Origin of the sequence: Collinsella sp. CLA-ER-H5 (genome assembly GCF_040092375.1) — a bacterium.
Lineage (GTDB): Bacteria > Actinomycetota > Coriobacteriia > Coriobacteriales > Coriobacteriaceae > Collinsella.
The window spans coordinates 1-25,586 of record NZ_JBBNLR010000021.1; the positions used below are offsets into that span (position 1 = coordinate 1).

Sequence of the window (25,586 nt, forward strand, 5' to 3'; positions counted from 1 at the left end):
AGGCGTCGACGACATGCCGGGGGCGGACCGGGACGGGTTCAACGGCAGGCCCCGCCGACCGATTGCAAGCGGTCGGCGGGGCCATTGTGGCTCTTGACAGCGGATTGGGTCATATGAGCGAAAGCCCACCAGAGCGAGCAAAGTGACGTGAAAGAGGAGGGCATAGGCCTTTTGGCCATGCCCGACGATTGAACGTCAGATTGCCGCTCTGGCGGGCTTGCAGCGTCGAGCAGTTCCGGCGTTTGGTAAAACGCCGGAACACAAGAGCGCCCCCTCCCGCGCACGGAACGGGAGGGGGCTAAAGGTAGGAGTCTACCGGTGGGTTTACCCCACCGGACAGACGATGACCAGGTGATCCTTTACAGGATCGTCAAGGTTTCCGTGGGGTACCCGTTGGGTACTTAGAGCAGCACGCAGGCGACGGTCAGGATGACGGCGCAGACGACGGAGAGTGCGACGATGAGCTTAAGGGCAAACTTGAGCCAGGTCGTCCACTCGATCTTGGCCAGGGCGAGACCGCCCATGATGGCGCCGGAGGTCGGGGTGAACAGGTTCACGACACCGATGGCGGCGGAGAAGATCATGACCATGACCTCGGGCGAGAAGCCGAGCTTAACAGCCAGCGGTCCCATGATGGGCATGGAGACGGTGGCCATACCGGAGGTCGAAGGAATCAGGAAGGACAGGCCGAAGTAGACCAAGAAGCTCATGGGAGCGAAGATCACGCCGGACAGGCCAGCCAGGGCATTGGCGGCAGCGTCGAGGACGAAGACGTCGAGGCCGGTGCTAGCCATGAGGACGGAGATGCCACGGGCGAGGGCGATGACGAGAACAACGGACATCATGTCGGCAGCGCCGGTGATGAAGGTGTTGACGATCTGCTTCTCGGACAGGCCACCGATGATACCAATCAGGATAGCCATGAGGAAGAACCAGGTGGAAGCCTCGTCGAAGTACCACTGGCCAATGGGCAGGCCGGTGATCAGGGCAGACCAGCCCTGGACGACGGCATTACCGTCGGCGTCGTAGACAGCGCCAGCGTCAAAGAAGTTGGCGACGCCCTCGTTGAGGTCGGCCAGCGGGATGAAGCCGACGATCATGACGACGAAGGTGAAGGCGAAGGCGATCAGAACACCCTTCTGACGACCGGTGAGCTTGACCTCCTTGTGGACCTCGGAAGCAGCCTTGCCGTGAGCCTCTTCGGCGTCCTTGAGCTCCTGCATCGAGAGGATGGTGGAACCCTTGTCAGCCTTGACCTTCTTGGCATAGTTCATCACGAAGACGATGGACATGACGGTGGTAACAAGCCACAGGACGGCACCGAGGCCGATGATGATGGATTGGTTCACGGCAATGTCAACGCCGGTCAGGGCGTCGACGGCAGCGCCGACGGCGAACGGGTTAACCGTGGAGCCGAGGCAGCCGCAGCCAGCGCCGAGCAGGACGGTAGCGGCGCCGACCATCGGGTCGAAGCCGGCAGCCATCATGGTAGCGGCGAGCAGGGCGTAGAAGGGAACGGTCTCCTCGCACATACCATAGGTGGTACCACCGAGGGAGAAGATGAGCATCAGCACGGGAATGAGCATGATCTCGTTGCCCTTAAGCTTCTGCACCAGGACGGCGATGCCGTTGTCCAGAGCGCCGGTCTCGGTCATCATACCGAGGAAGCCGCCCAGGATCATAACGAAGAGGCAGACGGGCAGAGCGTCAGCGAAGCCCTTAATCGGGGCGGTGCAGAAATCGCTCAGACGGGCGGCAGTAACCGCGCCGCCGGACGTGCCGGAGACGATAACGGTAACAACTGCAACAATTGCCAGCAGAGCTAGAAGAATGGTGAACGATGAAGGCATACCGCGCTTTTTCTTAGCGGTCTCAGTCATGGTTCTCATCCCCCCTTCATAAATCATTTAACTTTCTCGCGCGAAGCGGATTTTCCGTGCCGTGCCCACCGCCCGACGCAAGATATTTACCAGACAAAACCGCTCGGGGTGAGCAGCAATACACCCCGAGCGAGATGCTAGATGCTCTTACTTGAGCGTGGCGTACATGACAGCCTTGATGGTGTGCATGCGGTTCTCGGCCTCGTCGAAGACCTTGGAAGCGGGGCTCTCGAAGACCTCGTCGGTGACCTCCTGCTCGGTGATGCCGAACTGCTCGCACTTCTCGGCGCCAATCGTAGTGTTGGTGTCGTGGAAGCTGGGCAGGCAGTGCAGGAAGATGGCACCCGGGTTGGCCATAGCCATGACCTCGGAAGTAACACGATACGGGGTGAGCTGAGCGATGCGCTCGGCCCAGACCTCGTCGGGCTCGCCCATGGAGACCCACACGTCGGTGTAGATAACGTCGGCACCGGTGACGCCGTCCTTGACGTCGGTGGTCAGCTTGATGGTGCAGCCGTTGGCCTCGGCGATGGGCTTGCAGGCCTCGATGACGTCGTCGGCGGGCATGCACTCCTCGGGGCCGCAGGCCACGAAATTCATGCCGAGCTTGGAGCAGACGACCATGAGGGAGCGAGCAACGTTGTTCTTGCAGTCGCCCATGAAAACGAGAGTCTTGCCCTTGATGTCGTAGTTGAAGTTCTCCTGGACGGTCAGGATGTCGGCGAGCATCTGGGTGGGATGCCACTCAGTGGTCAGGCCGTTCCACACGGGCACGCCGGACTTAGCAGCGAGCTCCTCGACATCGTCCTGGGCAAAGCCACGGAACTCGATGCCGTCATACATGCGGCCGAGAACGCGGGCGGTGTCCTCGATGGACTCCTTCTTGCCCATCTGCGACGAACCCGGATCGAGGTAGGTGACGCCCATGCCCAGATCCATGCCGCCGACCTCAAAGGCGCAGCGGGTACGAGTGGAGGTCTTCTGGAAGAGCAGAACGATGTTCTTGCCCTCGAGATAGCGGTGCGGAACGCCAGCGCGCTTCATGTCCTTGAAGTTCTTGGAGAGCTTGAGCAGGTACTCGATCTCCTCGGTGGTGAGGTCGAGAAGCTTGAGGAAGCTACGGCCGGAGAGGTTAACACCCATGGTTCGATTCCTTTCGAAGAAATGAATTACGTAAGTATTAGTGTTGCCCGTTTAACGGGCGAAGCCGGTGCGGTTGTAGGGGGACCGCACCGGAAACGGAAAGACTTAGAGGTCCTCGCGCCAGAAGGGCATGCTCATGCAGCGCGGGCCGCCGCGGCCGCGGGAGAGCTCGGCGGAGGGCACGACGAGAAGGTCCAGGCCCTCCTTGTACAGCACGTCGTTGGTGACGGTGTTGCGGGCGTAGACGCAGATCTTGCCGGGCTCGACGCACAGGGTGTTGGAGCCGTCGTTCCACTGCTCGCGGGAGGCCGCGATCGGGTCGCCGCCGCCGCAGGGGATCAGCTTGACCTGGTCGACGCCGGTGGCGTCCTCCAGGACGTGCTCGAGGGTGTCCTCGATCAGGCGGATGTTCACGTCGCCCGGGTTCTTGCCGGCAGTCAGCTCGTAGACGCGCAGGGTGCCCATGATGGCGGGGTGGATCGTGAACTTATCGACGTCGATCTGGGTGAAGACCGTGTCGAGGTGCATGAAGGCGCGCGAGACCGGGATGTCGAAGGCCAGGATGCGCTCGACCTTGGAGTCGGAGTTCCAGAAGATGTTCTGGGCCATGACGTCGATCGCGGCGGCCTGGGTGCGCTGGGAGATGCCGACGGCGAGGGTCTTCTCGTTGATGTTCAGCACGTCGCCGCCCTCGGTGTGGAACTGGCAGTCGCGGCGGAAGTACAGCGAGACGTCCTTGTAGTCGGGGTGGTACTTGAAGATGTACTTGCCGTACAGGGTCTCGCGGTTGCGGGTGACCGAGTACATGCGGTTGAGGTTGACGCCCTCGCCGATGACCGCGAACGGGTCGCGGGTGAAGTAGAGGTTGGGCATCGGGTCGATGATCAGGTCGGACTCGGACTCGGAGTTGACCAGGGAGTCGAGGGTCGTGGACGCCGTGAGGGGCATGTCGATCTCGGACTTGGTCATGCCGGCCATGGTCTTCTTGACGAACTCGAGGTTGTCCTCGATGGAGTCCAGCTTCTCGCGGACGATCTGCGGCATGTGCTGGCCGCGGATGCCGGCCTCGGCGATGTACTGGTCGGTGAACTCGGCGCGGGCGCCGGGGACCTGGTCGAACACCTCAGCGACGAGGTTCTCGAGATAGAGGACCTCCACGCCCTGGTCCCTCAGGATCTGGGCGAAGGTGTCGTGCTCCTGCTGCGCGACCTCCAGGAACGGGACGTCGTCGAACAGGAGTCGCTCGAGCTCGTCGGGCGGCAGGTTGAGGAGCTCGTCGCCGGGACGGTGCAGGCAGACCTTCCTGAGCTTGCCGATCTCGGAAGGCACGTGCAGACCTTTCGTCATGGCCTCCTACCTTTCTTTCGGGCCCTTGTCAGGGCCGATTCGTTAGCGCCCCTCCGTGTGAGGCGTTATTGCTGACGACATATTTATATCCAAAATCAGCTCATACTTCCACCTTGCCCCCGAACGGTTTTTTATAGGGGGTGAACGGCATACACATATACTTCACGCATGGCACACTTCATCTTAATAAAGCGTATTTACGTGCTTAAACGCGTTTTAATCCTAAAATCAAATGGAACTAAACTTTGTTAAACCATCCTCAAATTGCATATTTCCAATAAACCTATGAATAGAATTAGCGGTTCACACCGCGTCTCAACCATTTTCATTTTTATTCAGAAAAAAGTTTGTCCTATTCATTTCTGGTAAATAAATTACCGTTTACCAGACGCTTGATACCGTTCACCGGAAACTCAGTATAAGGCCCAGCGGATACCGGCTCGCTTTACGGCCCCATTTGTAACAACTTGACTTCTCGGTATAGAAAAACGGACCCGCTTCACTAGGGAAACGGATCCGTTTTCGATTATCTTCGGCTAATTTGGATAAGGCCCCCGAAGACCATCGGAATCCTAGCGATCGAACTCCGCCAGTGCCTCGCCCAAAAGCCTCAGGCCCTCGCGCAGAACGTCCTCGCTCGCGCAGTAGCCCAGGCGTGCGCCGCAGGGAAGCTCAAAACGGCTACCGGGGACCAGCAGCACTCCCCTCTCGGACAGCAGGCGTCTGCAGAACTCCTCGTCGTCCTCGGGAATATCCAGCTGGATAAACGAGGTGGACACGCCCTGCGGGGCCGTCCAGGAAACGCGATGCTGCGTATCGATCCAAGCCTGCGCGATATCGCGGTTGCCAAACACGATCTTGCGATTGCGCTCGAGAATCTTATCCTTGTGCTCAAGCACATAGGTCGCCAGGGCATCGTTGAACACGCCGCCGCAGATCATGGTGTAATCGCGATAGGTACGGATGCGGTTGGACACCTCTTCGTCGGCCAGGACCCAGCCCACGCGGGCCGCAGGCGTCGAATAGGTCTTCGACAACGAGTTGGTGACAATGGCCCTCTCGTACATGTCGACCATCGACATAAAGGACTCAGTGTTTTCGAGCGGCAGATACACCTCGTCGCACAGCACGTAGGCGCCCACCGAACGGGCGATCTCGGCAATCTGGCCGAGCATATCGGCATCGAGCACCGTACCGATGGGGTTCGAAGCGTTGTTTATGCAGATAAGCTTGGTGTTGGGGCGCACCAAGCGCTTGAGTTCCTCGATATCGGGCTTCCAGCCGAGTTCCTCGCGAAGCTCCCAATACTCGACCTCGGCGCCCAGCGTGCGCGGAATCTCGTAGAGCGGCGCGTAGGTGGGCCACTCGGCGATAACATGGTCGCCGGGCTCGACCACAGCCATGATGGCGTTGAGGTTAGCGCCCGTGCAGCCATTGGTCTGCAGAATGTGATCGGGATTGACCTCCCGACGATACAGCTTGGCAACCTCGGCCTTAAACTCCGGCGAGCCCTCGATCCAGCCGTAGTTCATCTTCTCGCGGTCCAGGCGCTCGTAGAACGTGGCGCCGTCCTGTTCATCGAGCGCGCGCAGCTCGCCCATGGTGAGCGACGAGATCGTCGACTGGGCGATGTCCCACGTGGCGCTCTTCTCCCAAACGTTGAGCCATTCCTCAACGCCAATCGTCTTGATGTCCATGGCCAAGCTCCTTACAAAAGCAGTCGTCCAATCGTGTTGACGTTCCTCATACAAGATTGGGGCGGTGCGAAAACCCGCACCGCCCCAATGGGAGACATCTAATGGCAGCTAGATGTATGTATTATGACCTGTACGGGTCCTTGAAGACCCTAGAGGTCCTCGCGCCAGAAGGGCATGCTCATGCAGCGCGGGCCGCCGCGGCCGCGGGAGAGCTCGGCGGAGGGCACGACGAGAAGGTCCAGGCCCTCCTTGTACAGCACGTCGTTGGTGACGGTGTTGCGGGCGTAGACGCAGATCTTGCCGGGCTCGACGCACAGGGTGTTGGAGCCGTCGTTCCACTGCTCGCGGGAGGCCGCGATCGGGTCGCCGCCGCCGCAGGGGATCAGCTTGACCTGGTCGACGCCGGTGGCGTCCTCCAGGACGTGCTCGAGGGTGTCCTCGATCAGGCGGATGTTCACGTCGCCCGGGTTCTTGCCGGCAGTCAGCTCGTAGACGCGCAGGGTGCCCATGATGGCGGGGTGGATCGTGAACTTATCGACGTCGATCTGGGTGAAGACCGTGTCGAGGTGCATGAAGGCGCGCGAGACCGGGATGTCGAAGGCCAGGATGCGCTCGACCTTGGAGTCGGAGTTCCAGAAGATGTTCTGGGCCATGACGTCGATCGCGGCGGCCTGGGTGCGCTGGGAGATGCCGACGGCGAGGGTCTTCTCGTTGATGTTCAGCACGTCGCCGCCCTCGGTGTGGAACTGGCAGTCGCGGCGGAAGTACAGCGAGACGTCCTTGTAGTCGGGGTGGTACTTGAAGATGTACTTGCCGTACAGGGTCTCGCGGTTGCGGGTGACCGAGTACATGCGGTTGAGGTTGACGCCCTCGCCGATGACCGCGAACGGGTCGCGGGTGAAGTAGAGGTTGGGCATCGGGTCGATGATCAGGTCGGACTCGGACTCGGAGTTGACCAGGGAGTCGAGGGTCGTGGACGCCGTGAGGGGCATGTCGATCTCGGACTTGGTCATGCCGGCCATGGTCTTCTTGACGAACTCGAGGTTGTCCTCGATGGAGTCCAGCTTCTCGCGGACGATCTGCGGCATGTGCTGGCCGCGGATGCCGGCCTCGGCGATGTACTGGTCGGTGAACTCGGCGCGGGCGCCGGGGACCTGGTCGAACACCTCAGCGACGAGGTTCTCGAGATAGAGGACCTCCACGCCCTGGTCCCTCAGGATCTGGGCGAAGGTGTCGTGCTCCTGCTGCGCGACCTCCAGGAACGGGACGTCGTCGAACAGGAGTCGCTCGAGCTCGTCGGGCGGCAGGTTGAGGAGCTCGTCGCCGGGACGGTGCAGGCAGACCTTCCTGAGCTTGCCGATCTCGGAAGGCACGTGCAGACCTTTCGTCATGGCCTCCTACCTTTCTTTCGGGCCTTTCGGCCGAATCTCTCAGCGCCCTTCCGTAACGGGCACTGCTTGCTGACAGCTCTAGTTATATCCAAATTCCACCCGCAATTCCACCTCGCCCCCGAACGGTCAACAAAGTGCGATGAACGGTATATCGCATGTGATTCCCCCATGATGTACTTCGGCGTTCTAAAGTAACTTTTCTAAGGTAAACGCTCTTTTTTCTTAAAAACCATTTGCGATTGCGTCTCTAAACTTTTGATTCAGAATTGCATAGCTAAATCGGTTTTATGTATATAAATGATGTTTGTTTACGTTTCCGCCTGCATTCAATGATATTCAGCTATCCATCATTCTTATTCACACTTACGTACCAGTTGAGTGAGGATATAGACCGCTTGCAGACGAGCAGGGCGTCAGTCCTATGACTCGTCAGCGTAAGAAGTAGGTAAAGATACCGTTCACGCGATACGTTCGTGCCAGCGGTCGACTAAATTGAGACAATAGTGAATAAGAGTTAGGCTACCGTCCCCTACGGGGACTGAACGGACAGATGCATATGCCGAGCAAAATCGAAAAGAAGCAAGCCGCTGCAAAGCTGCGCAAGCCGCCGCGCGACTTCTCGTACACGCAAAACCGAGAGCTTAGCTGGCTGCGCTTTAACAACCGCGTGCTTGACGAAGCCTTCGATGAGACCGTTCCGCTGTTCGAGCGTCTAAAGTTCGTGTCGATTTTCGAGTCTAACCTCGACGAGTTTCTCATGGTGCGCGTGGGCGGCCTGTCCGATCTGGCAGAGCTCAAAAAACAGCCTGTCGACAACAAGAGCAATATGACCGCCTCCGAACAGGTCGATGCTGTCATGGCCGAAATGCCCGGGCTCCTTACTCGTTGGGAATCCATCTTTAAGAGCATCGAAGGCAAGCTCGACACCTTGGGCGTTCACCGCGCCCGCATCGATTCGCTTACGCCCGAGGAGCGCACCTTCGTAACCCGCTACTTCCAGGCCTACGTGTCGCCGGTCATCTCGCCGCTGGTCATCGATCCGCGCCACCCCTTCCCCAACCTGCGCAACGGCGCGCTCTATCTGGCCTGTGGTCTGGACGGCGCCACCGACGAGGAGAGCCTGCTGGGCCTTATCGAGATTCCCGCCTCGATGAACCGCGTGGTCGAGATTCCCTCGCCCACCGGCACCTACTCCTACATCTTGCTCGAGGACGTCATTCTCGCCTGCCTGGACAGCTGCTTTGGCTCCTATAAGCCGCTGGATCGTGCGCTGATCCGCGTCACCCGCAACGCCGACATCGATCCGGACGGCGAGGGCGTCGAAGAGGAAGAGGACTACCGCCAGCACATGAAGCGCATCCTCAAGAAGCGCCTGCGCCTGCAGCCGGTAGTGCTCGCCGTCTCGGGGTCGCTCGAGAAGGCGACGCTCAAGACTATCCGCAAGGCGCTCGAGCTCTCGCGTCGCTCGGTCTTTACCTGCGATATCCCGCTCGACCTGGGCTACGTCTTTGGCATTGAGGGCAAGATTCCCGAGCACCTGCGCAACGAGCTGCTCTTTACGCCGTTTAAGCCGCAGCCCAACCCCAACATCGACATGACCCGCTCCATCCGCGAACAGGTGCTGCAGGGCGACAAGCTGCTCTTTTATCCCTACGAGGCCATGAACCCCTTCCTGGATCTGGTGCACGAGGCCGCCTACGACCCCGAGTGCATCTCGCTGCGCATCACGCTCTACCGCGTGGCCAAGCAGAGCCGCCTGTGCGAATCGCTGATCGATGCTGCCGAGAACGGCAAAGAGGTCACGGTGCTCATGGAACTTCGTGCCCGCTTTGACGAGCAGAACAACATCGAGTGGGCCGAGCGTCTGGAAGAGGCGGGCTGCACCGTCATCTATGGTTCCGAGGGCTTTAAATGCCACTCAAAGATCTGCCAGCTCACCTATCGCGAGGGCATGGCGCTCACCCGTCTCACGCTTTTGGGCACCGGCAACTTTAACGAGAAGACGGCCAAACTCTACAGCGACTTTATGCTCATGACCGCCCATCCCGGCATCGGTGAAGACGCCAACCTGTTCTTCCGCAATCTGTCGCTGGGCAACCTGCGCGGCGACTACCGCTTCCTGGGTGTGGCGCCCGTCGGACTGAAACCGCTCATCATGCGCGGCCTGGATCGCGAGATCCAGCGCGCCCTTGCCGGCGAGCCCGCCCGCGTGTTCTTTAAGCTCAACTCGCTGACCGACCGCGAGGTCATCGACAAAATCGCCGAGGCATCGTGCGCAGGAGTCCGCGTGGACATGATCATCCGCGGTATCTCGTGCCTCAAGCCCGGTGTTCCGGGCAAGACCGAGAACGTGCATGTCCGTTCTATCGTCGGACGCTTTTTGGAGCATGCGCGCGTTTACGCCTTTGGCGTGGACTCGGACATGATCTATCTGAGCTCGGCCGACATGATGACGCGCAACACCGAGCACCGCGTGGAGATCGCCTTCCCCGTGCTCGACCCCACCTGCCGCGCCCTAGTACACGAGTACATGGGCATGCAGCTGCGCGACAACGTGAAGGCCCGCAGCCTCACGAGCGACGGCACCTGGGTCCCCGTAGAGCGTGCAGAGGGTGAGAAACCCTTCAACTCGCAGGAAGCTCTACTGGAGCGTGCCTATCGCAACGCCGAGGCCGCGCCCGAGCCCGTCATTGAGGCGGAACCTGCCCCCGAGGCCGAGCCGCAGCCAGTAGCACCCAAGGTCCAAGAGGTCCAGGCGACCGTCATTGAGCCCGAGCCTGCACCTGCACCTCGGCCCGAGACGCAGGTCACCAAGCCCGCACCCGAGACGAGCGCCCGTCGCGATAAGCCCGCTGGCAAGACCAAGGCCATCGAGCGCCATCGCCCCGGTCGCGTGCGCATGGGCCTGGGCCTGATCGGCCTGGGTCTTAAGACGCTCATTACCGGCAAGACGAAATAGTCGTTTGTAGAAGCAGTTTGTAGAAGCGCCCCGCATTTGAGGAAAGCCTCAGATGCGGGGCGCTTTTCCCTGCTACCATGGTGCGAATAACAACGCGAATGACAGGCAGGGATATGAAGCTCACTATAGAATCGATGACCTACGGCGCCGACGGGCTGGCACATGCCGACAACGGCAAGGCCGTCTTTGTGCAGGGTGCCGTGGCAGGCGACACCGTCGAGGCCGAGGTCGTACAGGACGGCAAGTCGTTCATGCGCGCCCGCACCACCGAGATTCTGGAGCCAAGCCCCGATCGCATTCAGCCTCCCTGCCCCTTCGTGGGCATCTGCGGCGGCTGCTCGTGGGGCAATCTCTCACGCACGGCACAGCTCGCCGCCAAGGAGCAAAACCTGCGCTCCACGCTCGAGCGCATCGGCAAGTTCGCTCCTGAGCAGGTCGATGAGTTGGTACAGCCCATCTGCCACACCAAGGACGACTGGGGCTACCGCAATAAAATCGAGCTCGAACCGACCGTCGTCAACGGTCGCGTGCGCCTTGGCATGCACGGTGTCGACCCCAGCAAAATCGTGACCGTCGATATGTGTCCGCTGTTCGATAAGCGCTTCCCGAAGGCACTCAAATCGGTCGTCGGCGCACTCAACTATCTAAGCGGCAGCCATGACTTGGGGCTCGAACGCGTGGGCATTCGCGCATCGCGCCGCACCAAGGCACTCGAGGTCGCACTCTGGACGCCCACAGGCTCTTTTCCGCGCTCGCAGGTCTCCCGCGTGCTGGCGGACGCCGCTCATCCCACGAGCATCGTGCGCGTGATGAGCAAGGGCGAAAAGAAGGCCCGCCGTGTCTCCAAGGTCGAAATGCTCGCCGGAGAGGGCTCATGGACCGAGAATATCGCCGAGGGTCAGATGCGCTTGTCTGCCCCGTCTTTTTTCCAGGTCAACACCAAGGGTGCCGAGATTTTGATCGATCTTGTCATGGAAGCGCTCGACCCGCAGGAAGACGAGCTTGCCGTGGACCTGTACTGCGGTGCCGGCACCTTTACCCTGCCGCTCGCCCGCCGCTGCGACTTTGTCGCTGCCGTCGAGGCCTACGGCCCCGCCGTGCGCGATCTACGCCGTAACCTGGAAATCAACAAGCTTGATAACGTCGACGTCATTGGCGGAGACGCGGTGCGCGAGTTCCCCGACCAGGATGCCGACATCTTGGTGGTCGACCCGCCGCGCGCAGGCCTCGCCCCCGAGGCGATCGACCTTATCGCCAGCACGAGTGCTCGCGATGTCGCCTACGTGAGCTGCGACCCGGCCACCCTGGCGCGCGATCTCAAACGCTTTGTCGAAGAAGGCACCTTCTCCCCCGTAAAGATCACGCCAGTCGACCTGTTCCCACAAACCTTCCACTGCGAGACCGTCGTCCACCTTAGGCGCAACTAGCCACTTAATCATTGCTCAGAAAAATCATTGGGAAATCGAGCGTGGCAAGCGGAGGTCTTCGGGGTATAAGACGGCTAATTGTATGCCGCCTATGAAAGGAACCCTCATGCCCAGCGTTGCCGTTCTCGCCGCCGATGGCTTTGAAACTATTGAATGCTTGACCATGGTCGATGTCATGCGTCGCGGCGGCGTGCGTGCCACGCTCGTCTCGATTATGCCCACGCGTGAGGTCGTAAGCTCGCTGCAGATCCCCGTGACCTGCGATGCGCTCTTTGATGAGATCAACTTTGACGAGTACGACTGCGTCGTGCTGCCCGGCGGCCTGCCCGGTGCCACCAACCTGCGCGCCGATCAGCGTGTCTGCGACGTGGTCTGCGAGTTCGCCGCGACCAAGCACGTCGCCGCCATCTGCGCCGCCCCGTTTATCCTGGGCGAGCTCGACCTACTCGAGGGGCGCCACGCCACGTGCTTCCCTGGCTTTGAGAAAAGCTTCCCCGAAGGCGCCTATACTGGCGAGAAGGTCACGCAAGACGGCAACATCATCACTGCCAGCGGCATGGCACAGTCACTCCCCTTTGCATTGGAGCTGCTGCGCACGCTCGCCGGCGACAAGGCCGTCGAGAAGGTCGCCGAGGGCATCCAACTATGATTTTGGCTTCCCAATCGCCGCGCCGCATAGAGCTGATGCGCGAGGCAGGCTACAACATTCGCGTGATTCCCGCGGATATCGACGAAACGCCCTTTGATGGCGAGCCCCCGCTCACGCTTGTCGAGCGCTTGGCACGCGCCAAGGCGGCTGCCGTTGCTGCCGAGTATGCCGAGCCCAATGAGTTGACCGTCGCGGCCGACACCATCGTCACCTTCGACGGCAAGATTTTGGGCAAGCCGGCAACCGAGGACGAGGCGCGCACCATGCTCCGTGAGCTTTCGGGCCGCACGCACCAGGTCGCAACCGGCGTCTGCATCGTTAAGGCAGGCGATACGGCCGCCCCGCATGCCGCCGAGAGCCTGTCGTTTGTCGATGTGACCGACGTGACGTTCTACGAGCTCACCGACGAGCAGATCGAGCACTACGTTGCCTCGGGTGAGCCCATGGATAAGGCAGGCGCCTACGGCATCCAGGGCACAGGCGGCCGCATGCTCGTGCACGATATTTCGGGCGACTTCTATAACGTAGTGGGCCTACCCATCGCCCGCGTCGCGCGCGCGATTCAAAAACTCTCGTAATTGCATCTGGCGCTGGGTATTCCCCAGCGCCTACAATTTTGGCGTACCGTACGGATCCCGACCGGGCACAAGGCGCGGCGGAAAACCGATAGGAGTTAAACATGGATACACTGCTCGAGGCCATTGACGTCTGCGATGTCGATGGCTTTTGCTATGGCAACTATACGGACGAGGAGGCCGGCACCGGTTGCACCGTAATCGTGGCACCCGAGGGCGCCACCGGCGGCGTTGACGTACGCGGTGGCGCTCCCGCTTCGCGCGAGACCGACCTGCTACGACCCGAGAACACCGTCGACAAGGTCCACGCCGTCTGCCTTTCGGGCGGATCGGCCTTTGGCCTCGAAGCTGCAAGCGGCGTCGCTCGCGAGCTTGAGAGCCGCGGCATCGGCCTTCCCGTCGGCCCCACGCAGGTGCCTATCGTGTGCTCCAGCTGTATCTTCGACCTTGCCTTTGGTAACCCCACCGTGCGCCCCGACATTGAGGCCGGCATCGCCGCCGTGCGCGAAGCACTCGACCACACCCCCACCAAGCTCGAACAGGGCAACGTAGGCGCCGGCACGGGCGCTACCGTGGGTAAGCTCATGGGGCCTGCCACCTGCATGAAGGCCGGCCTTGGAGCTGCCGCCGTGGCACTCGGCCCCATCAAGGTGGGCGCCGTGGTCTCGGTCAACGCCTGCGGCAACGTTGTCGACCCCTTCACCGGCGAGTGGGTCTCCGGCATGCGCGCCGCAGCCGATAGCGACCAGATCGTCGACATGGAACTCGCAGCCTTTGCCGCCGCCGGATCCATGCAGATGCCGCTCGACCGCACCAACACCACCATCAGCTGCATCGTCACCAACGTGGAACTCACTAAGGCACAAGCCACCAAGGTCTCCCAGATGGCCGCAGACGCCTACGCACACGCCATCCGCCCCACACACACCACCAACGACGGCGACACCATCTACACCCTCGCCAGCGGCAAACTGGGCGCCCAGGCAAGCGCCGCCGTTCCCCTAGACCTGCTGGGCATGCTCGCAGTAAGGGCCCTGGAAACTGCCATCGCAAACGGAGCCAAAACCGCCAAAACCTCCCACGGAATCCCAGGTGCTGCGAAGTAATCTCACTCGACCGTCGGTCGGAGGCGGGCGGGCATTACGTTTGCTGCTCTACAGTCCTATGCAAGACGAAGGCCACATTAAGTGGCCTTCTTTGCATGCGGAACTCGCGACAAACGTAATGCCCGCCCGCCTCCGACCGACTACCAACTAATATTTTTTCAGCCCAGGCCCCTGTGTACCGCGCGTCGAAGATCTTCAAATTCAAATAACCTGACAATCGATTCTTATAGCAGAGGCCCCTTGGCCTTTAGTTTGATACAAGTTCCGCACGAGCCGGAAAGCACTTAATGTGCTTTCCGTGCGAGCAGGACTGTTCGCAGTAGCAAACTAAAGGCCAAGGGGCCCAGTCAACCTATCAGCAGCGATTACTCGGCAGCTAGTTGAATTTGAAGATCTTTGAGGCAAGACGGTATAGGCCGAGTGTGGTTTTGTCTCCGGCCCGTCCGCGCAGATTGGTGAAGAACCCGACCACGCCGTAGCGGGCACGACGATACATGCGCTCGTCGTAGGCCTTCAAATCATTCCACAGCGTCTTTAGGCGCTCGTCGGCGCAATCTTCCTCGGAAAGCTTGGTGAGCACCGAGCAGATCGCCATCATCATGGTGAAATAGCCCATCATGTACGAGCGCAGACGCGACGACTCAACATCGCTGTACAGGTGGTACGACTCCATCATGATGCGCGTCACACGGAACTGCTGGTCCAGACGCTTGACCATCGTGGCCTCGTTGACACTCTGGCCCTCGCGACCGATAAAGTAGCGATAGAGGTCGATGTCGGCGTAGTACATGGTCTTGCAACGCGGCAGCGGCACGTAGGCGTAGATGTTGTCCACATAGAACGTGTGCGGCGGCATGGGAAGGTTGGACTCGCGCAGCACATCCGTGCGATAGCACAGGCTGTGCATGAGTAGGTTCTGGTCCAGGCGGAAATGACCGATCTGATCCCAGGAAAAGATCTTTTTGCGCGGCAGGGCAAATTTGTAGCCAATAGCGGTATGCGTGCCCTCGTAAACCTTCTCGTACACGTAGTTCGAGATAAACAGGTCAACGCGCTGATCGCGCTCTTCAAAGCCACGCAGAATCGACAGCATGGTCGAAAGAGCCGCAGCGTCGAGCCAGTCATCCGAGTCGACAACCTTGTAGTAGGTGCCCTGTGCCTCGCGCAGACCCGAAAGGACGGCAATACCGTGGCCACCGTTCTCCTGGTGTACCGCGCGAATGATACCGGGATAACGTGCCTCCCACTCATCGGCCTTATCGGCCGTCTCGTCCTTGGAGCCGTCGTCCACCACGATAATCTCGATATCGGTGGCGTAATTGCTCCCCTCCAAGATGGAGGTGATGCAATGGTCCATGTCCTTGGCGGCGTTATACGAGGGAATACCGAATGTTATGACTTTATGCATGGCAGGCGATAATCTCATCCGAAAGATCGAGGGCGGAATTGGTCACGGCGTCCATATCGTAGTAACGATACTCGGCCAGACGACCCACCGGGTGGAAGTTCGTCAGGTTCTGGACGCGCTCAAGATAGCGCTCATAGAGCTCACGGTTCTCGGGCTCAAGAATGGCGTAGTACGGCGTCTCGCCCGAGCCGGGCGTATAGGCCTTGGAGTACTCCTTCATGATGGTGGTCTTGCCGGGCAGGATCTGACCGGTCATGTTCTTGAACTCGGTAATGCGCGTGTAGTCCTCGCTCGTGGTGTAGTTGACGGTGCCCACGGGCTGGAACTGGTCCATATCGAGCGTCTCGAACTTCATGTCGAGCGTACGGTACGGCAGAGCGCCCAGGTCGAGGTTGAACAGCTCGTCAAGCGGACCGGTGTAGACGATCTCGCCGCCATAGACCTTACCGTCGATCTTGACGGTGGTCTCGTCGATCTCGAAGAGGTCGCGGGCGTCCACGTCGCAGAACACATCAATCAGATCGTGGTCGAGCATGCGCTCGAACAGCGCGGTATAGCCGTCCTGCGGCATGCCCTGGAAGGGAGCCTGCGGGAAGTAGCGGTCATCGTCGCCCACAAAGACGGGAACGCGGCCGGTGATCGAGGGATCGATCTGGTCGGGCGTCTGACCCCACTGCTTCATGGTGTAATGCAAAAAGACGTGCTCGTAGACGTAATCGGCGACCTCGGCAAGATCCGGGTCGTTCTTCTTGCGCAGCTCCATGATGGGCACCTTGACGTCCTTGCCAAAGGTCTCCACGAGCTTCTGATACAGCTCCTCGCCGCGCTCATCGCCAAAGGCAAGCTTGAGGCTCGCGTGGTTAAAGGGCACAGGCATAAGGGTGCCGTTGATGTTGGCGAGCACCTTGTGCTGGTAGTCCGTCCACTTGGTAAAGCGCGACAGGAAATTGTGGACGCGCTCATTAAAGGTATGGTAGATGTGCGGACCATACTCGTGGACCAGGATTCCGGCCTCATCAGCGCAGTCGTAGGCGTTACCCGCAATGTGGCTACGGCGTTCCAGAACGGCAACGCGATAGCCGATAGTCTCGGCGAGACGACGGGCGCAAACGGCACCGGCATATCCAGCACCGACGACAATCATGTCGTATACGCCGGCGTTAAAGCCTTCAGGCAGGCCTGAGGTAATCTGCATCGATACTCCTTGTCAAAAGCCACGGGCTCGTTAGCTGGGCTTTTCTCGAACATTCTTCGAGACATATTTATCAGAGCGATTATAGCGCTAATGCGTCCTATAATGAGCTTGCCACACAAGGAAAGCTCAAGCACCGCGGCGTACATAATTGAAAGGTAAACCCGCTAGCAGCGGGTTTATTCGTGAACAGCCGGGCGCCTGGAGCTTAGCGAAACGCTTGTAAGGAGTAACATGAGCGATTTCCTAAACCGTATGAAGTCTGCCGCCAAGGCCGACCTTAAGACAATCGTCCTGCCCGAGGGCGAGGATCCGCGCACCATCGTCGCGGCCACCAAGATCATCGAGGAGGGCCTGGCAAAGATCGTCATCCTGGGCAACCCCGACGAGATCAACGTTCCCGGCGCTACCGTCATCGACCCGCGTAATGCCGAGAAGCACGAGGAGTACGCGCAGAAGTTTGCCGAGCTCCGCGCCAAGAAGGGCGTTACCATCGAGCAGGCTCGCGCCCAGGTGATGGATGCCACCTACTTTGGCACCATGATGGTCAAGATGGGCGACGCCGACGGCCTGGTCTCCGGCGCCTGCCACTCCACCGCCGACACCCTGCGCCCTGCGCTTCAGATCCTCAAGACCGCCCCGGGCACCAAGCTGGTCTCGGCCTTCTTCGTGATGTGCACCGACACCCCGCAGTTCGGCACCGACGGCACGCTGATCTTCGCCGACTGCGGCCTCAACATCAACCCGTCCTCCGACGAGCTCTCTGAGATCGCCATCGCCTCCGCTCACTCCTGGTCCACCTTCATGGGCAACGTTGAGCCGCACGTGGCCATGCTCTCCTACTCCACCATGGGCTCCGCCGGCGGCGAGGTCGCCAAGAAGGTCCAAGAGGCCGTGAAGTTCTGCAAGGAGAAGGCTCCCGAGCTCGCCATCGATGGCGACCTGCAGCTCGACGCCGCCATCGTTCCCACCGTCGCTCAGCTCAAGGCTCCTGGTTCCTCCGTTGCCGGTAAGGCCAACGTGCTCGTGTTCCCCGACCTCGAGGCCGGCAACATCGGCTACAAGCTGGTCCAGCGCTTCGCCGGCGCCGACGCCTACGGCCCCATCCTGCAGGGCATCGCCAAGCCGGTTAACGACCTTTCGCGCGGCTGCTCTGCCGACGACATCGTGGGTGTCGTGGCCATCACCGCCGTCCAGGCCCAGATGGCTGAGTAGCGGACATATCCCCTCGGGACCCTACAGGGTAAAGCTCTGAAAACGTCCTCGGACATGCATGAAACCCCCGCTGCGCACTTCGTGCGGCGGGGGTTTCATGCGTCCTGCGGAATATTTTCAGAGCTTTACCCTGTAGGGTCCCTGCCGCCACGTAGCAATCAGAGAATCCGGGGTGGACGGCGGCTTGGCTACGAGCTGGAGCTGAAAATCTGAATGGATGGGTGCCGTTGCTGGGAGCGCAGGCGTTGCTGATGATGATCACTTTGGAGATTGAAAGGCCGGTGGGCTTCGGCGGTTGTTGTGCCGGAAACTACATCCCAGTTTGGAGGCAGATTGTGGGATGTGGCTTCCGCTTGGGGCCTGTTTGGGAAACTTTGGGACGGAATTTTGCTTTATTGTGGGTCGCACTTTCCGCAACGTGCCTCAACCGGAAAGCGTGTCCCAGTATTTGCGCTCGAAATGGGATGGGGTTTCCGCCGTCCACCTGCTAGTAAAAAGGCCTCCGGAGCTGTTGCTCTGGAGGCCTTTCGTTTACTTGCAAATGCGCGCGTTAGTTGTTCTTGGTCAGGCGCTCGACGTCGTGGGCGATCATGTATTCCTCGTCGGTGGGGATGACCATAACCGTGACGGAAGAGCCGGCGGCGCTGATGACCTGTGGGCCGTTGCCCACGGCCTCGCGGTTCTTGTTGTTGTCGATGCGCACGCCCAACCACTCAAAGCAGTCGCAGAAGGCCTTGCGGATCGACCAGTCGTTCTCGCCGATGCCGGCGGTAAAGGTAATGGTGTCCACGCCCGCCATGGAAGCGATCATGGAACCGGCCTGCTGCATGGCCTTATAGGCGAACATATCGAAGGCAAGCAGGCAGCGCTCATCGCCCTCGGAGGCGCGCGTGCGGATGTCGCGGGCGTCGTTGGAGATACCCGAAATGGCAAGCAGGCCGGACTGCTTGTTCATCATGTCGTCGACTTCCCGGTAGCTGTAACCGCCCTCGCGCTGCAGGTAGCATACGGTAGCCGGGTCAATGGAACCGCAGCGGGTACCCATCATCAGACCGTCAAGCGGCGTGAGGCCCATCGTGGTGTCGCGGCACACGCCGTCCTCGATAGCAGCAAGCGAAGCACCGTTACCCAAATGGCACGAAAGCAGACGGTGGCAGCGCGAACCCAGGATCTCCTTGGCCATCATCCACTCATAGCGGTGGCTCGTGCCGTGGGCGCCGTACTTGCGCACGTGGTACTTGTCGCACACGTCCTTGGGCAGCGCGTAGGTATAGGCGACCTCGGGCATGGTCATGTGGAACGAGGTGTCGAAGACCGCCACGTTGGGCAGCTCCGGATACTTCTCACGGCAATACTCAATCGCCGCGGCCTCGCCGTAGTTGTGCAGCGGAGCAAGCGGTGCCACCTCGAGAATCTTGGCCATGACCTCGTCGTCGACGACCGCGGAATCATCGAAGTGCCAGCCGCCCTGAACGATGCGATGCCCAATGCCATCAATCGTAAAGTCGGTCTTCTCGAGCTCCTCGAGCACACGAGCGATAGCAGAGCGATGATCGGGGAAAGGGACCTCCTCGGTCTGCTTGGCGCCACCGTTCTCGGAGTGGCCAAAGATGCCCATGTCCGAACCGATACGTTCGCAGTTGCCCTTGGCGAAAACCTCGCGGGTAACGGTATCCAAAAGCTGATATTTAAGGCTTGAGCTGCCGGCGTTGACAACAAGTACGTTCATGAGACTCCTTTGCAGTGCAATACGGTCGACGCAGACCCCTTAAGGCGGCCGCATTTTAATAAGAAGTTATCACAACTTGATAAATAGCTATCAAGCATATCGCCCAACGAGCACAAAAGAGGGGCCGAACGGCGCTCGGTCGTCCAGCCCCTCCCCTCTTGCAATTACTTGCCGTTGACGATGCGCTCGACGTCAGAAGCGATCATGAACTCCTCGTCCGTGGGAATGACGAAGATCTTGACCTTGGAATCCTTGGCAGACAGGCACCAAGCGCCGTCGCCACGCAGGGCGTTACGGGCATGGTCCATCTTGACGCCCATAAAGGCCAGACGGTCGGCAACGCCGGCGCGAACGGCCGGAGCGTGCTCACCGATGCCGGCGGTGAAGACCAGCGTGTCCATGCCGCACATGGAAGTGGCCATCTCGGCAGCCTTGGCGGCAATCTTGTAGACGAACATATCGAAGGCGAGCTGAGCCTCAGGGTCACCAGCAGCGGCGAGCTCCTCGACATTGCGGCAGTCGTTGGTCTTGCCGCCGGTCACAGCCAAAAGGCCGGACTTCTTGTTCATCATCTCGTCGACCTCGTCGAAGGTGTAGCCGCCCTCGCGCTGCAGGTAGCACACGGTAGCCGGGTCGATGGAGCCGCAGCGGGTGCCCATCATGACGCCGTCGAGCGGGGTGAGGCCCATGGTGGTGTCCATGCACTTGCCGTCCTCGATGGCGCACAGGGAGGCACCGGAGCCGATGTGGCACACGACGACCTTGCGGGCCTCGCCGTTGGTCATCTCGGCGACCTTCTTGGAGATGTAGCGGTAGCTGGTGCCGTGGGCGCCGTACTTACGGATGTGCAGCTTGTCGCAAACATCCTTGGGAAGGGCGTAAGTCTTGGCGACCTCGGGCATGTTGAAGTGGAAAGCGGTGTCGTAGACCGTAACGTTGGGCAGGTCGGGATACTGCTCCAGGCAGTACTCGATAACGTTGGCCTCGGGGTTGTTGTGCAGCGGCGCTAGCGGGGCGACCTCGCGAATCTTGGCGAGAACGTCCTCGTCGACGAGGGAGGAATCGCCAAAGTACCAACCGCCCTGAACGATGCGGTGACCGATGCCCTCGATCTTGACGCCGTTGGCCTCGAGGTCCTTCAGGACAGCCTCGATGGCGACCTTGTGGTCGGGGAACTCGATGTTCTCGGTCACCTTCTTGGAGCCGTTGGCAGCATGGGTGAAGGTACCGCCGGTAAAGCAGACGCGCTCGCAGGAGCCCTTTGCGGACACCTTGTGGGACTTGGTATCGATGACCTGATACTTAAGGGTCGAAGATCCTGCGTTGACGACCAGAACGTTCATGTGTCTCCCTACTAACAGGCGGTGTGGCGCCGCCAGGTTACATACACTTCAATAATAAACCCAAACGCCCTCGCGCTCGGGTTTATTGCGTTGATATATAAGTTATCGGTGCCTAAATACTCATGGCCTTTGACTTGTAAGACGAAATAGCGCGGGGATATACACCAGGGAAGAAATCCCGAGCGCAACAAGCAATACGACTCGAATGCCCGCAACGCTACTCAGCACAGAGTTGAGCAGATAGAAAAGAACGGCACCCACCGCCACCATCTGGCTTTGAACCGAAATCAGTGAACAGCGCATCGATGAGTCGGCAGCATTTTGGAAAACTGAGTATTTGATTGGGGCAAACAACGAGTACGCAACTGTCTGCAGCACATAGAACACGGGCAGCAAATTAGCCGGAGTAAGGGGGATCAAAAACAAAGCTGTCAAGACTAAGCGAATGATGCCGCAAATACGCGCAAAACGGCCCTTGTCGACATGAGCAATCACACTGGGCACAATAAGCCCCATGGAGGCCGAGGCAAGGAGCTGGACCGCAATGGTCACACCCGAAGCGACGGAATTCATTCCGCGGCCCGCAAGCAGCAGTGAGAAAAAGTCTTCCAGGGCGACAAAAGCAAATGCCTGAGAACAGTCCATGATGAACGCTGAACGAAGAATGCCATTACACGCAATAGCGGCACCGATCATCTTCGGGCTAATTCCACGCTCAGGTGCCCCCGCAGTGCCCCCTCTTCGCATCTCAGGAATGCAGACAACGACAACCAACGTCAACACCATTGCGATGATATCTGCCGAAAGACCAATGAGATATGCACCGACAGACGAAATGAAACCGCCCACGCAAGCGGAGATGGCATAAGAGGCATAGAAAACAAATCGCTCAACGACATTAAGTCTTACGAGCTGGTCCTGAGAGACGCTGTCAATGTAAATCGCTTCTATGGATCCGCTCAGACATGCAACGGCAAAACCTTTGAGAGCGAACGCACCGATTAAAAGCAGAGGGGAACGGACGAGAAGCAGGGCGGCGTAGTATCCAAGCATCCCCACGACGCCAACGAGACCGCTTGCCTTTCGTCCAAACCTATCAGCAATATAGCCAGTGGGAACTTCGAGGATGAACTTGCTCACTTGATATGCAATCATCATGCTAGAAATCGCCACTATCGAGAATCCGACGAATTCAAGGTAAACCGTCAGAAAATACAAAATAGTGCTGAAGTTCGACAGAAAAACGAACGTCATATAAAGCAAAACCGTACGGTTTTTCATGCTCCGCCCTCCAAGAGTCAGCAATCTAAATCGAAATCTTGGAAAAGCATGAGGGCAAAGCTGTCAGCTATGTGTTGCAGGGCGTCAACATTCACTTGACGACACGAGGCCAAATGGCCTCACGAAGCGAGATGACGCAATAGGTGAAGAAATACCGTCTGGTGTCGATCGGTCCAGGCATTTTGTCGATAGCAAAAGTAGATGGGCAAGGCTACGTCATGTGAGGCTTCAATGGAGCACTCGCTCACTTCCGATCCATCCGATGCGAGAGAAGAGCCAGAAAAACTCAATATCAATCCCCCGGCTTGAAGAAACTCAGCCTGCGCCCTGTTTCCGTATTCGACATCGCGAAAGCGGAAATTAACCAGCTGAGCTTCGGGACATTGATTGATTGCATTGAGACAGGGTGACAAATTAATGGGAACAGCGAGCCTGCCGCCCAGTAACTCACGAACGGTCATAGCACCCACAGATTGATGACCAGCTGGGCATGAAAGAACCCTGAGCTCCTTTTCACCCATATATTTTGAAGAAAGGACGCTGTCCCGTGGTTCCTCAAACGAGATAGCCGCGTCCGAAATGCCAAGTATAAGTGATTCAAAGCATGTAGCCGTTGGCTGATGCCACACATCGAGGTGAATCTGAGGGTGCGAGCTTTCAAACGAGTCATACCAGTTTTCGGCAAAAAGGCGCCCCCGCCCATGAAGGCAGGGGGCGTAAAGACGAAAGTGGCCGTCGGGCGAGACGCCGTCGTCCCTCGATTGAGCGTACTTTTTGAGATCGTCGACTTGTGCCAGGATCACGCGTGCACGACGCGCAAATTCTCTGCCCGCCGGAGACAAAACAGCCTCCCCCGCCGATCGGTTGAGCAAAACGATCTGATACTCAGATTCCAACTTTTTGATTGCCGACGAAACGGCCTGCGGACTCACATGAACGGCGCGAGCTGCTTTGCGCACGCCGCCATAGTTCGCTACCGCTTGAAGGTATTCGAGTTGAGAAAGCTGCATAGATTACTCCAAAGGCAGCCAAGTCGACGGCCTACGCGCCCTCAGATGAGGTTCTCACCCAAGTTCTTGCCGCCGAGGACGTGCATATGGAAATGCATGACGGTCTGACCGGCGTTGACGCCCTTGTTGGAGATGACGCGGAAACCGTCCTCCAAGCCCTTGGCCTTAGCGACCTCCTGGATGGCGTGAGCCATGGCGCCCATGGTCTCGGCAGGCACATTATCGGCGATATCGCTGTAGTGCTTCTTGGGAATCACGAGAGTGTGGACCGGCGCCTGGGGGTTGAGGTCGTCGAAGGCGATGACTTGATCGTCCTCGTAAACGACGGTCGAGGGGATCTCGTGGTTGGCAATTTTGCAGAAGATGCAATCACACATGGTTGGTTCCTTTCTCGCAGACCAAGGTAATTATATTTGGTCGGGGTGGTTAGAACGAGAGGTTGTCGTCCGTGTTGGCGGCCTCGCCGTCGGCGAGCACGTCGTTGCCGTCGACGTCCTTAAGGAGCACCGAGACCTTCTGCTCGGCATCGGACAAGCGAGTACGCAGGCTCTTGAGGAGCTCTACGCCGCGGGTATAGCTCTCGAGCGACTCCTCGAGCTCCATATCGCCCGACTCCAGGCTGCGGATGATGAGCTCCAACTCCTGCGAAGCCTGCTTGTACGTAAGCTGCTCGACCGGGGTTTTCTCTGCCATATCTGTTTCCTTTCCTAAAGGTTTACCGCTATGAAACGCAGCCTACTCGACCGTATCGACCGTTGCTGCCACGTTGCCGTCTGCCATGCGTACGCGAATGGCGTCGCCCGGCTTAAAGGTCTTGGCGCTCATAGCCACGCCGTCAACGCTGTACGCGATGGAATAGCCGCGGGCAAGCACCTTGAGCGGCGACAGGGCATCGAGCGAGGCTGCCGTACGGCCCAGGTCGGACGCTGGCTTGTTGAGCATCGTGCGCCCCTGATGCTCCAGGCGAGAGCTCGCGAGCGTGAGCGCATGGCGCTTGCCATCGAGCCCCGAGGTGCTTGCAACCAGACGCTCGGGCAAGCGCTCAAAGTTGGAGCGAAATGTCCCGACCGAGCGTACTATGGCGCCCGACAGGCGATCGGCGGTCAGCGCAAGCTCCGATTCGCGACGCTCGACCATAAATGTGGGGTCGTTGAGGCACGGGCGGCACGCAGCCGCATCGAGCGCATCGCCCAGGCGAGCCGTATAGGTATCCCAGGCACGGCGACCGCGCTGATCGAGCATCTCCAGGTCGACCTGGGCCGACCCAATCATCGATGCCATCGCGGCACCCAGACGCTGATGGCGCGCCTCGAGCACATCGGCCAACTCCGTCATAGCCGGCGCCACCGATTCTGCCGCCGCCGTGGGCGTGGAGGCGCGGCGGTCGCTCACCATGTCGCAAATCGAGGTATCGGGCTCATGGCCGATACCGGTCACCACGGGCACGGGACAGGCAGCCACTGCACGGGCAAGCTCCTCGTCGTTGAAGGTCATGAGGTCCTCGAAGGAGCCGCCGCCGCGCACCAGCAAGATGCAGTCGGGCGCCGGCGTGATGGCGGCGGCACGGCGCAGGCCCTCGATAAGCTCGGCCGGCGCACCCTCGCCTTGAACCTTGGCGCCCACGCAGACAAGCTCGACGAGCGGATTGCGCCGACGCAATGTACGCTTGACGTCGTCGATTACCGCACCGGAAAGCGAGGTGACGACCGCCACGCGGGAGCAGAACACCGGGATGCGGCGGTTGCGCGCTTCGTCCATCAGGCCCTCGCGGCGTAGCTTTTCGGCCAGTTGCGCCACTTGTTGACGCAGCAGACCCTCCCCCGCCAGCGAAAACGAGCGAGCGACAAAGCTCATGCGGCCTGTGGCCTTATAGAGGTTGAAGCTGCCCTTAAAGCTCACCTGCATGCCGTCACGCAGATCGAAGGTACGCTTGAGATAGGCGCCCTTCCAGATGATGCAGTCGACGGCGGCCGAGTCGTCTTTAATCTGGAAGTAGCAGTGGCCGCTTCGGGCATTGGGACCACGAAAACCCGTGACCTCACCCAAAACGCTCAGCTGCGGAATGGCGTCGAGCGCGCCGGCGGCGATCTCCACCGCTTGGCTCACGCTGAGCTCCTTGCGCTCCTGATCGTCCGAACCGTCGAACTCGGCGGAAACGGTATTGCCGGTCAGATTCCAGCCTGCCACGCAGCCTCCTTTCGTCATCGTGCACAAGGGCTTCGGCCCTGCGCAAA

Annotated in this window: 20 protein-coding genes; 6 read left to right on the top strand and 14 right to left on the bottom strand. The window is 59.6% G+C overall.

All coding sequences use genetic code 11. The features are described 5' to 3' along the window. Positions 1-401: 401 nt before the first annotated feature. The 5 genes from AAAX31_RS07965 to arcA (AAAX31_RS07985) form a co-directional block, all read right to left on the bottom strand. Positions 402-1,880, bottom strand: a complete 1,479-nt coding sequence (locus AAAX31_RS07965; protein WP_349076831.1) for a YfcC family protein — start codon at positions 1,878-1,880, stop codon at positions 402-404. A gap of 147 nt (positions 1,881-2,027) precedes the next feature. Beyond that, positions 2,028-3,023, bottom strand: coding sequence for an ornithine carbamoyltransferase (gene argF / locus AAAX31_RS07970; protein WP_006234279.1), 996 nt, complete (start codon positions 3,021-3,023; stop codon positions 2,028-2,030). A 105-nt stretch (positions 3,024-3,128) separates the two neighbouring features. Continuing rightward, positions 3,129-4,370: an arginine deiminase gene (gene arcA / locus AAAX31_RS07975; RefSeq protein ID WP_055309804.1), complete on the bottom strand. Its 1,242-nt coding sequence runs from the start codon at positions 4,368-4,370 to the stop codon at positions 3,129-3,131. 572 nt (positions 4,371-4,942) lie between these two features. After that, complete coding sequence (locus tag AAAX31_RS07980; RefSeq protein WP_349076835.1) at positions 4,943-6,067, bottom strand: aminotransferase; 1,125 nt, start codon at positions 6,065-6,067, stop codon at positions 4,943-4,945. A gap of 149 nt (positions 6,068-6,216) precedes the next feature. Continuing rightward, positions 6,217-7,458, bottom strand: coding sequence for an arginine deiminase (arcA, locus tag AAAX31_RS07985; protein WP_055309804.1), 1,242 nt, complete (start codon positions 7,456-7,458; stop codon positions 6,217-6,219). A gap of 556 nt (positions 7,459-8,014) precedes the next feature. Between arcA (AAAX31_RS07985) and ppk1 the strand changes: the two genes are divergently transcribed. From ppk1 to AAAX31_RS08010, 5 genes are all read left to right on the top strand, one after another. Beyond that, the gene (gene ppk1 / locus AAAX31_RS07990) at positions 8,015-10,417 is read left to right on the top strand and encodes a polyphosphate kinase 1 (protein WP_229066897.1); all 2,403 of its coding nucleotides are present in this window, start codon (positions 8,015-8,017) and stop codon (positions 10,415-10,417) included. A 98-nt stretch (positions 10,418-10,515) separates the two neighbouring features. Further along, positions 10,516-11,844: a 23S rRNA (uracil(1939)-C(5))-methyltransferase RlmD gene (rlmD, locus tag AAAX31_RS07995; RefSeq protein ID WP_349076836.1), complete on the top strand. Its 1,329-nt coding sequence runs from the start codon at positions 10,516-10,518 to the stop codon at positions 11,842-11,844. Positions 11,845-11,950: 106 nt separating this feature from the next. Next, complete coding sequence (locus AAAX31_RS08000) at positions 11,951-12,493, top strand: DJ-1 family glyoxalase III (protein WP_055287259.1); 543 nt, start codon at positions 11,951-11,953, stop codon at positions 12,491-12,493. Continuing rightward, a complete protein-coding gene (locus AAAX31_RS08005) occupies positions 12,490-13,071 on the top strand; it encodes a Maf family protein (RefSeq protein ID WP_117770115.1) in 582 nt (193 codons plus the stop codon). Before AAAX31_RS08000 ends, AAAX31_RS08005 begins: the two co-directional genes overlap by 4 nt. A 101-nt stretch (positions 13,072-13,172) precedes the next feature. Beyond that, complete coding sequence (locus AAAX31_RS08010; RefSeq protein WP_117770116.1) at positions 13,173-14,174, top strand: P1 family peptidase; 1,002 nt, start codon at positions 13,173-13,175, stop codon at positions 14,172-14,174. A 376-nt stretch (positions 14,175-14,550) separates the two neighbouring features. On the opposite strand, the gene AAAX31_RS08015 is transcribed toward AAAX31_RS08010, so the two are convergent. Both AAAX31_RS08015 and glf read right to left on the bottom strand, forming a co-directional pair. Next, positions 14,551-15,582: a glycosyltransferase family 2 protein gene (locus AAAX31_RS08015; protein ID WP_006234294.1), complete on the bottom strand. Its 1,032-nt coding sequence runs from the start codon at positions 15,580-15,582 to the stop codon at positions 14,551-14,553. After that, positions 15,575-16,777: a UDP-galactopyranose mutase gene (gene glf, locus AAAX31_RS08020; protein ID WP_349076839.1), complete on the bottom strand. Its 1,203-nt coding sequence runs from the start codon at positions 16,775-16,777 to the stop codon at positions 15,575-15,577. Before glf ends, AAAX31_RS08015 begins: the two co-directional genes overlap by 8 nt. A gap of 231 nt (positions 16,778-17,008) precedes the next feature. On the opposite strand from glf, the gene pta reads away from it, so the two are divergent. Further along, positions 17,009-17,989, top strand: coding sequence for a phosphate acetyltransferase (pta, locus tag AAAX31_RS08025; RefSeq protein ID WP_006234296.1), 981 nt, complete (start codon positions 17,009-17,011; stop codon positions 17,987-17,989). A 550-nt stretch (positions 17,990-18,539) separates the two neighbouring features. On the opposite strand, the gene AAAX31_RS08030 is transcribed toward pta, so the two are convergent. The 7 genes from AAAX31_RS08030 to xseA form a co-directional block, all read right to left on the bottom strand. After that, positions 18,540-19,718 (bottom strand): acetate kinase, encoded by a 1,179-nt coding sequence (locus AAAX31_RS08030; RefSeq protein WP_117770118.1) that lies wholly within the window; start codon positions 19,716-19,718, stop codon positions 18,540-18,542. A 164-nt stretch (positions 19,719-19,882) separates the two neighbouring features. Beyond that, positions 19,883-21,061: an acetate kinase gene (locus AAAX31_RS08035; RefSeq protein ID WP_117770119.1), complete on the bottom strand. Its 1,179-nt coding sequence runs from the start codon at positions 21,059-21,061 to the stop codon at positions 19,883-19,885. A gap of 120 nt (positions 21,062-21,181) precedes the next feature. Continuing rightward, positions 21,182-22,342, bottom strand: a complete 1,161-nt coding sequence (locus AAAX31_RS08040; protein WP_117770120.1) for an MFS transporter — start codon at positions 22,340-22,342, stop codon at positions 21,182-21,184. 119 nt (positions 22,343-22,461) lie between these two features. Continuing rightward, a complete protein-coding gene (locus tag AAAX31_RS08045; protein ID WP_117759020.1) occupies positions 22,462-23,352 on the bottom strand; it encodes a LysR family transcriptional regulator in 891 nt (296 codons plus the stop codon). Between the two features lie 41 nt (positions 23,353-23,393). Further along, complete coding sequence (locus AAAX31_RS08050) at positions 23,394-23,729, bottom strand: histidine triad nucleotide-binding protein (RefSeq protein WP_035137921.1); 336 nt, start codon at positions 23,727-23,729, stop codon at positions 23,394-23,396. 49 nt (positions 23,730-23,778) lie between these two features. Next, positions 23,779-24,045, bottom strand: coding sequence for an exodeoxyribonuclease VII small subunit (xseB, locus tag AAAX31_RS08055; RefSeq protein WP_006234311.1), 267 nt, complete (start codon positions 24,043-24,045; stop codon positions 23,779-23,781). 42 nt (positions 24,046-24,087) lie between these two features. Then, complete coding sequence (gene xseA, locus AAAX31_RS08060; protein ID WP_349076852.1) at positions 24,088-25,524, bottom strand: exodeoxyribonuclease VII large subunit; 1,437 nt, start codon at positions 25,522-25,524, stop codon at positions 24,088-24,090. Positions 25,525-25,586 lie beyond the last annotated feature (62 nt).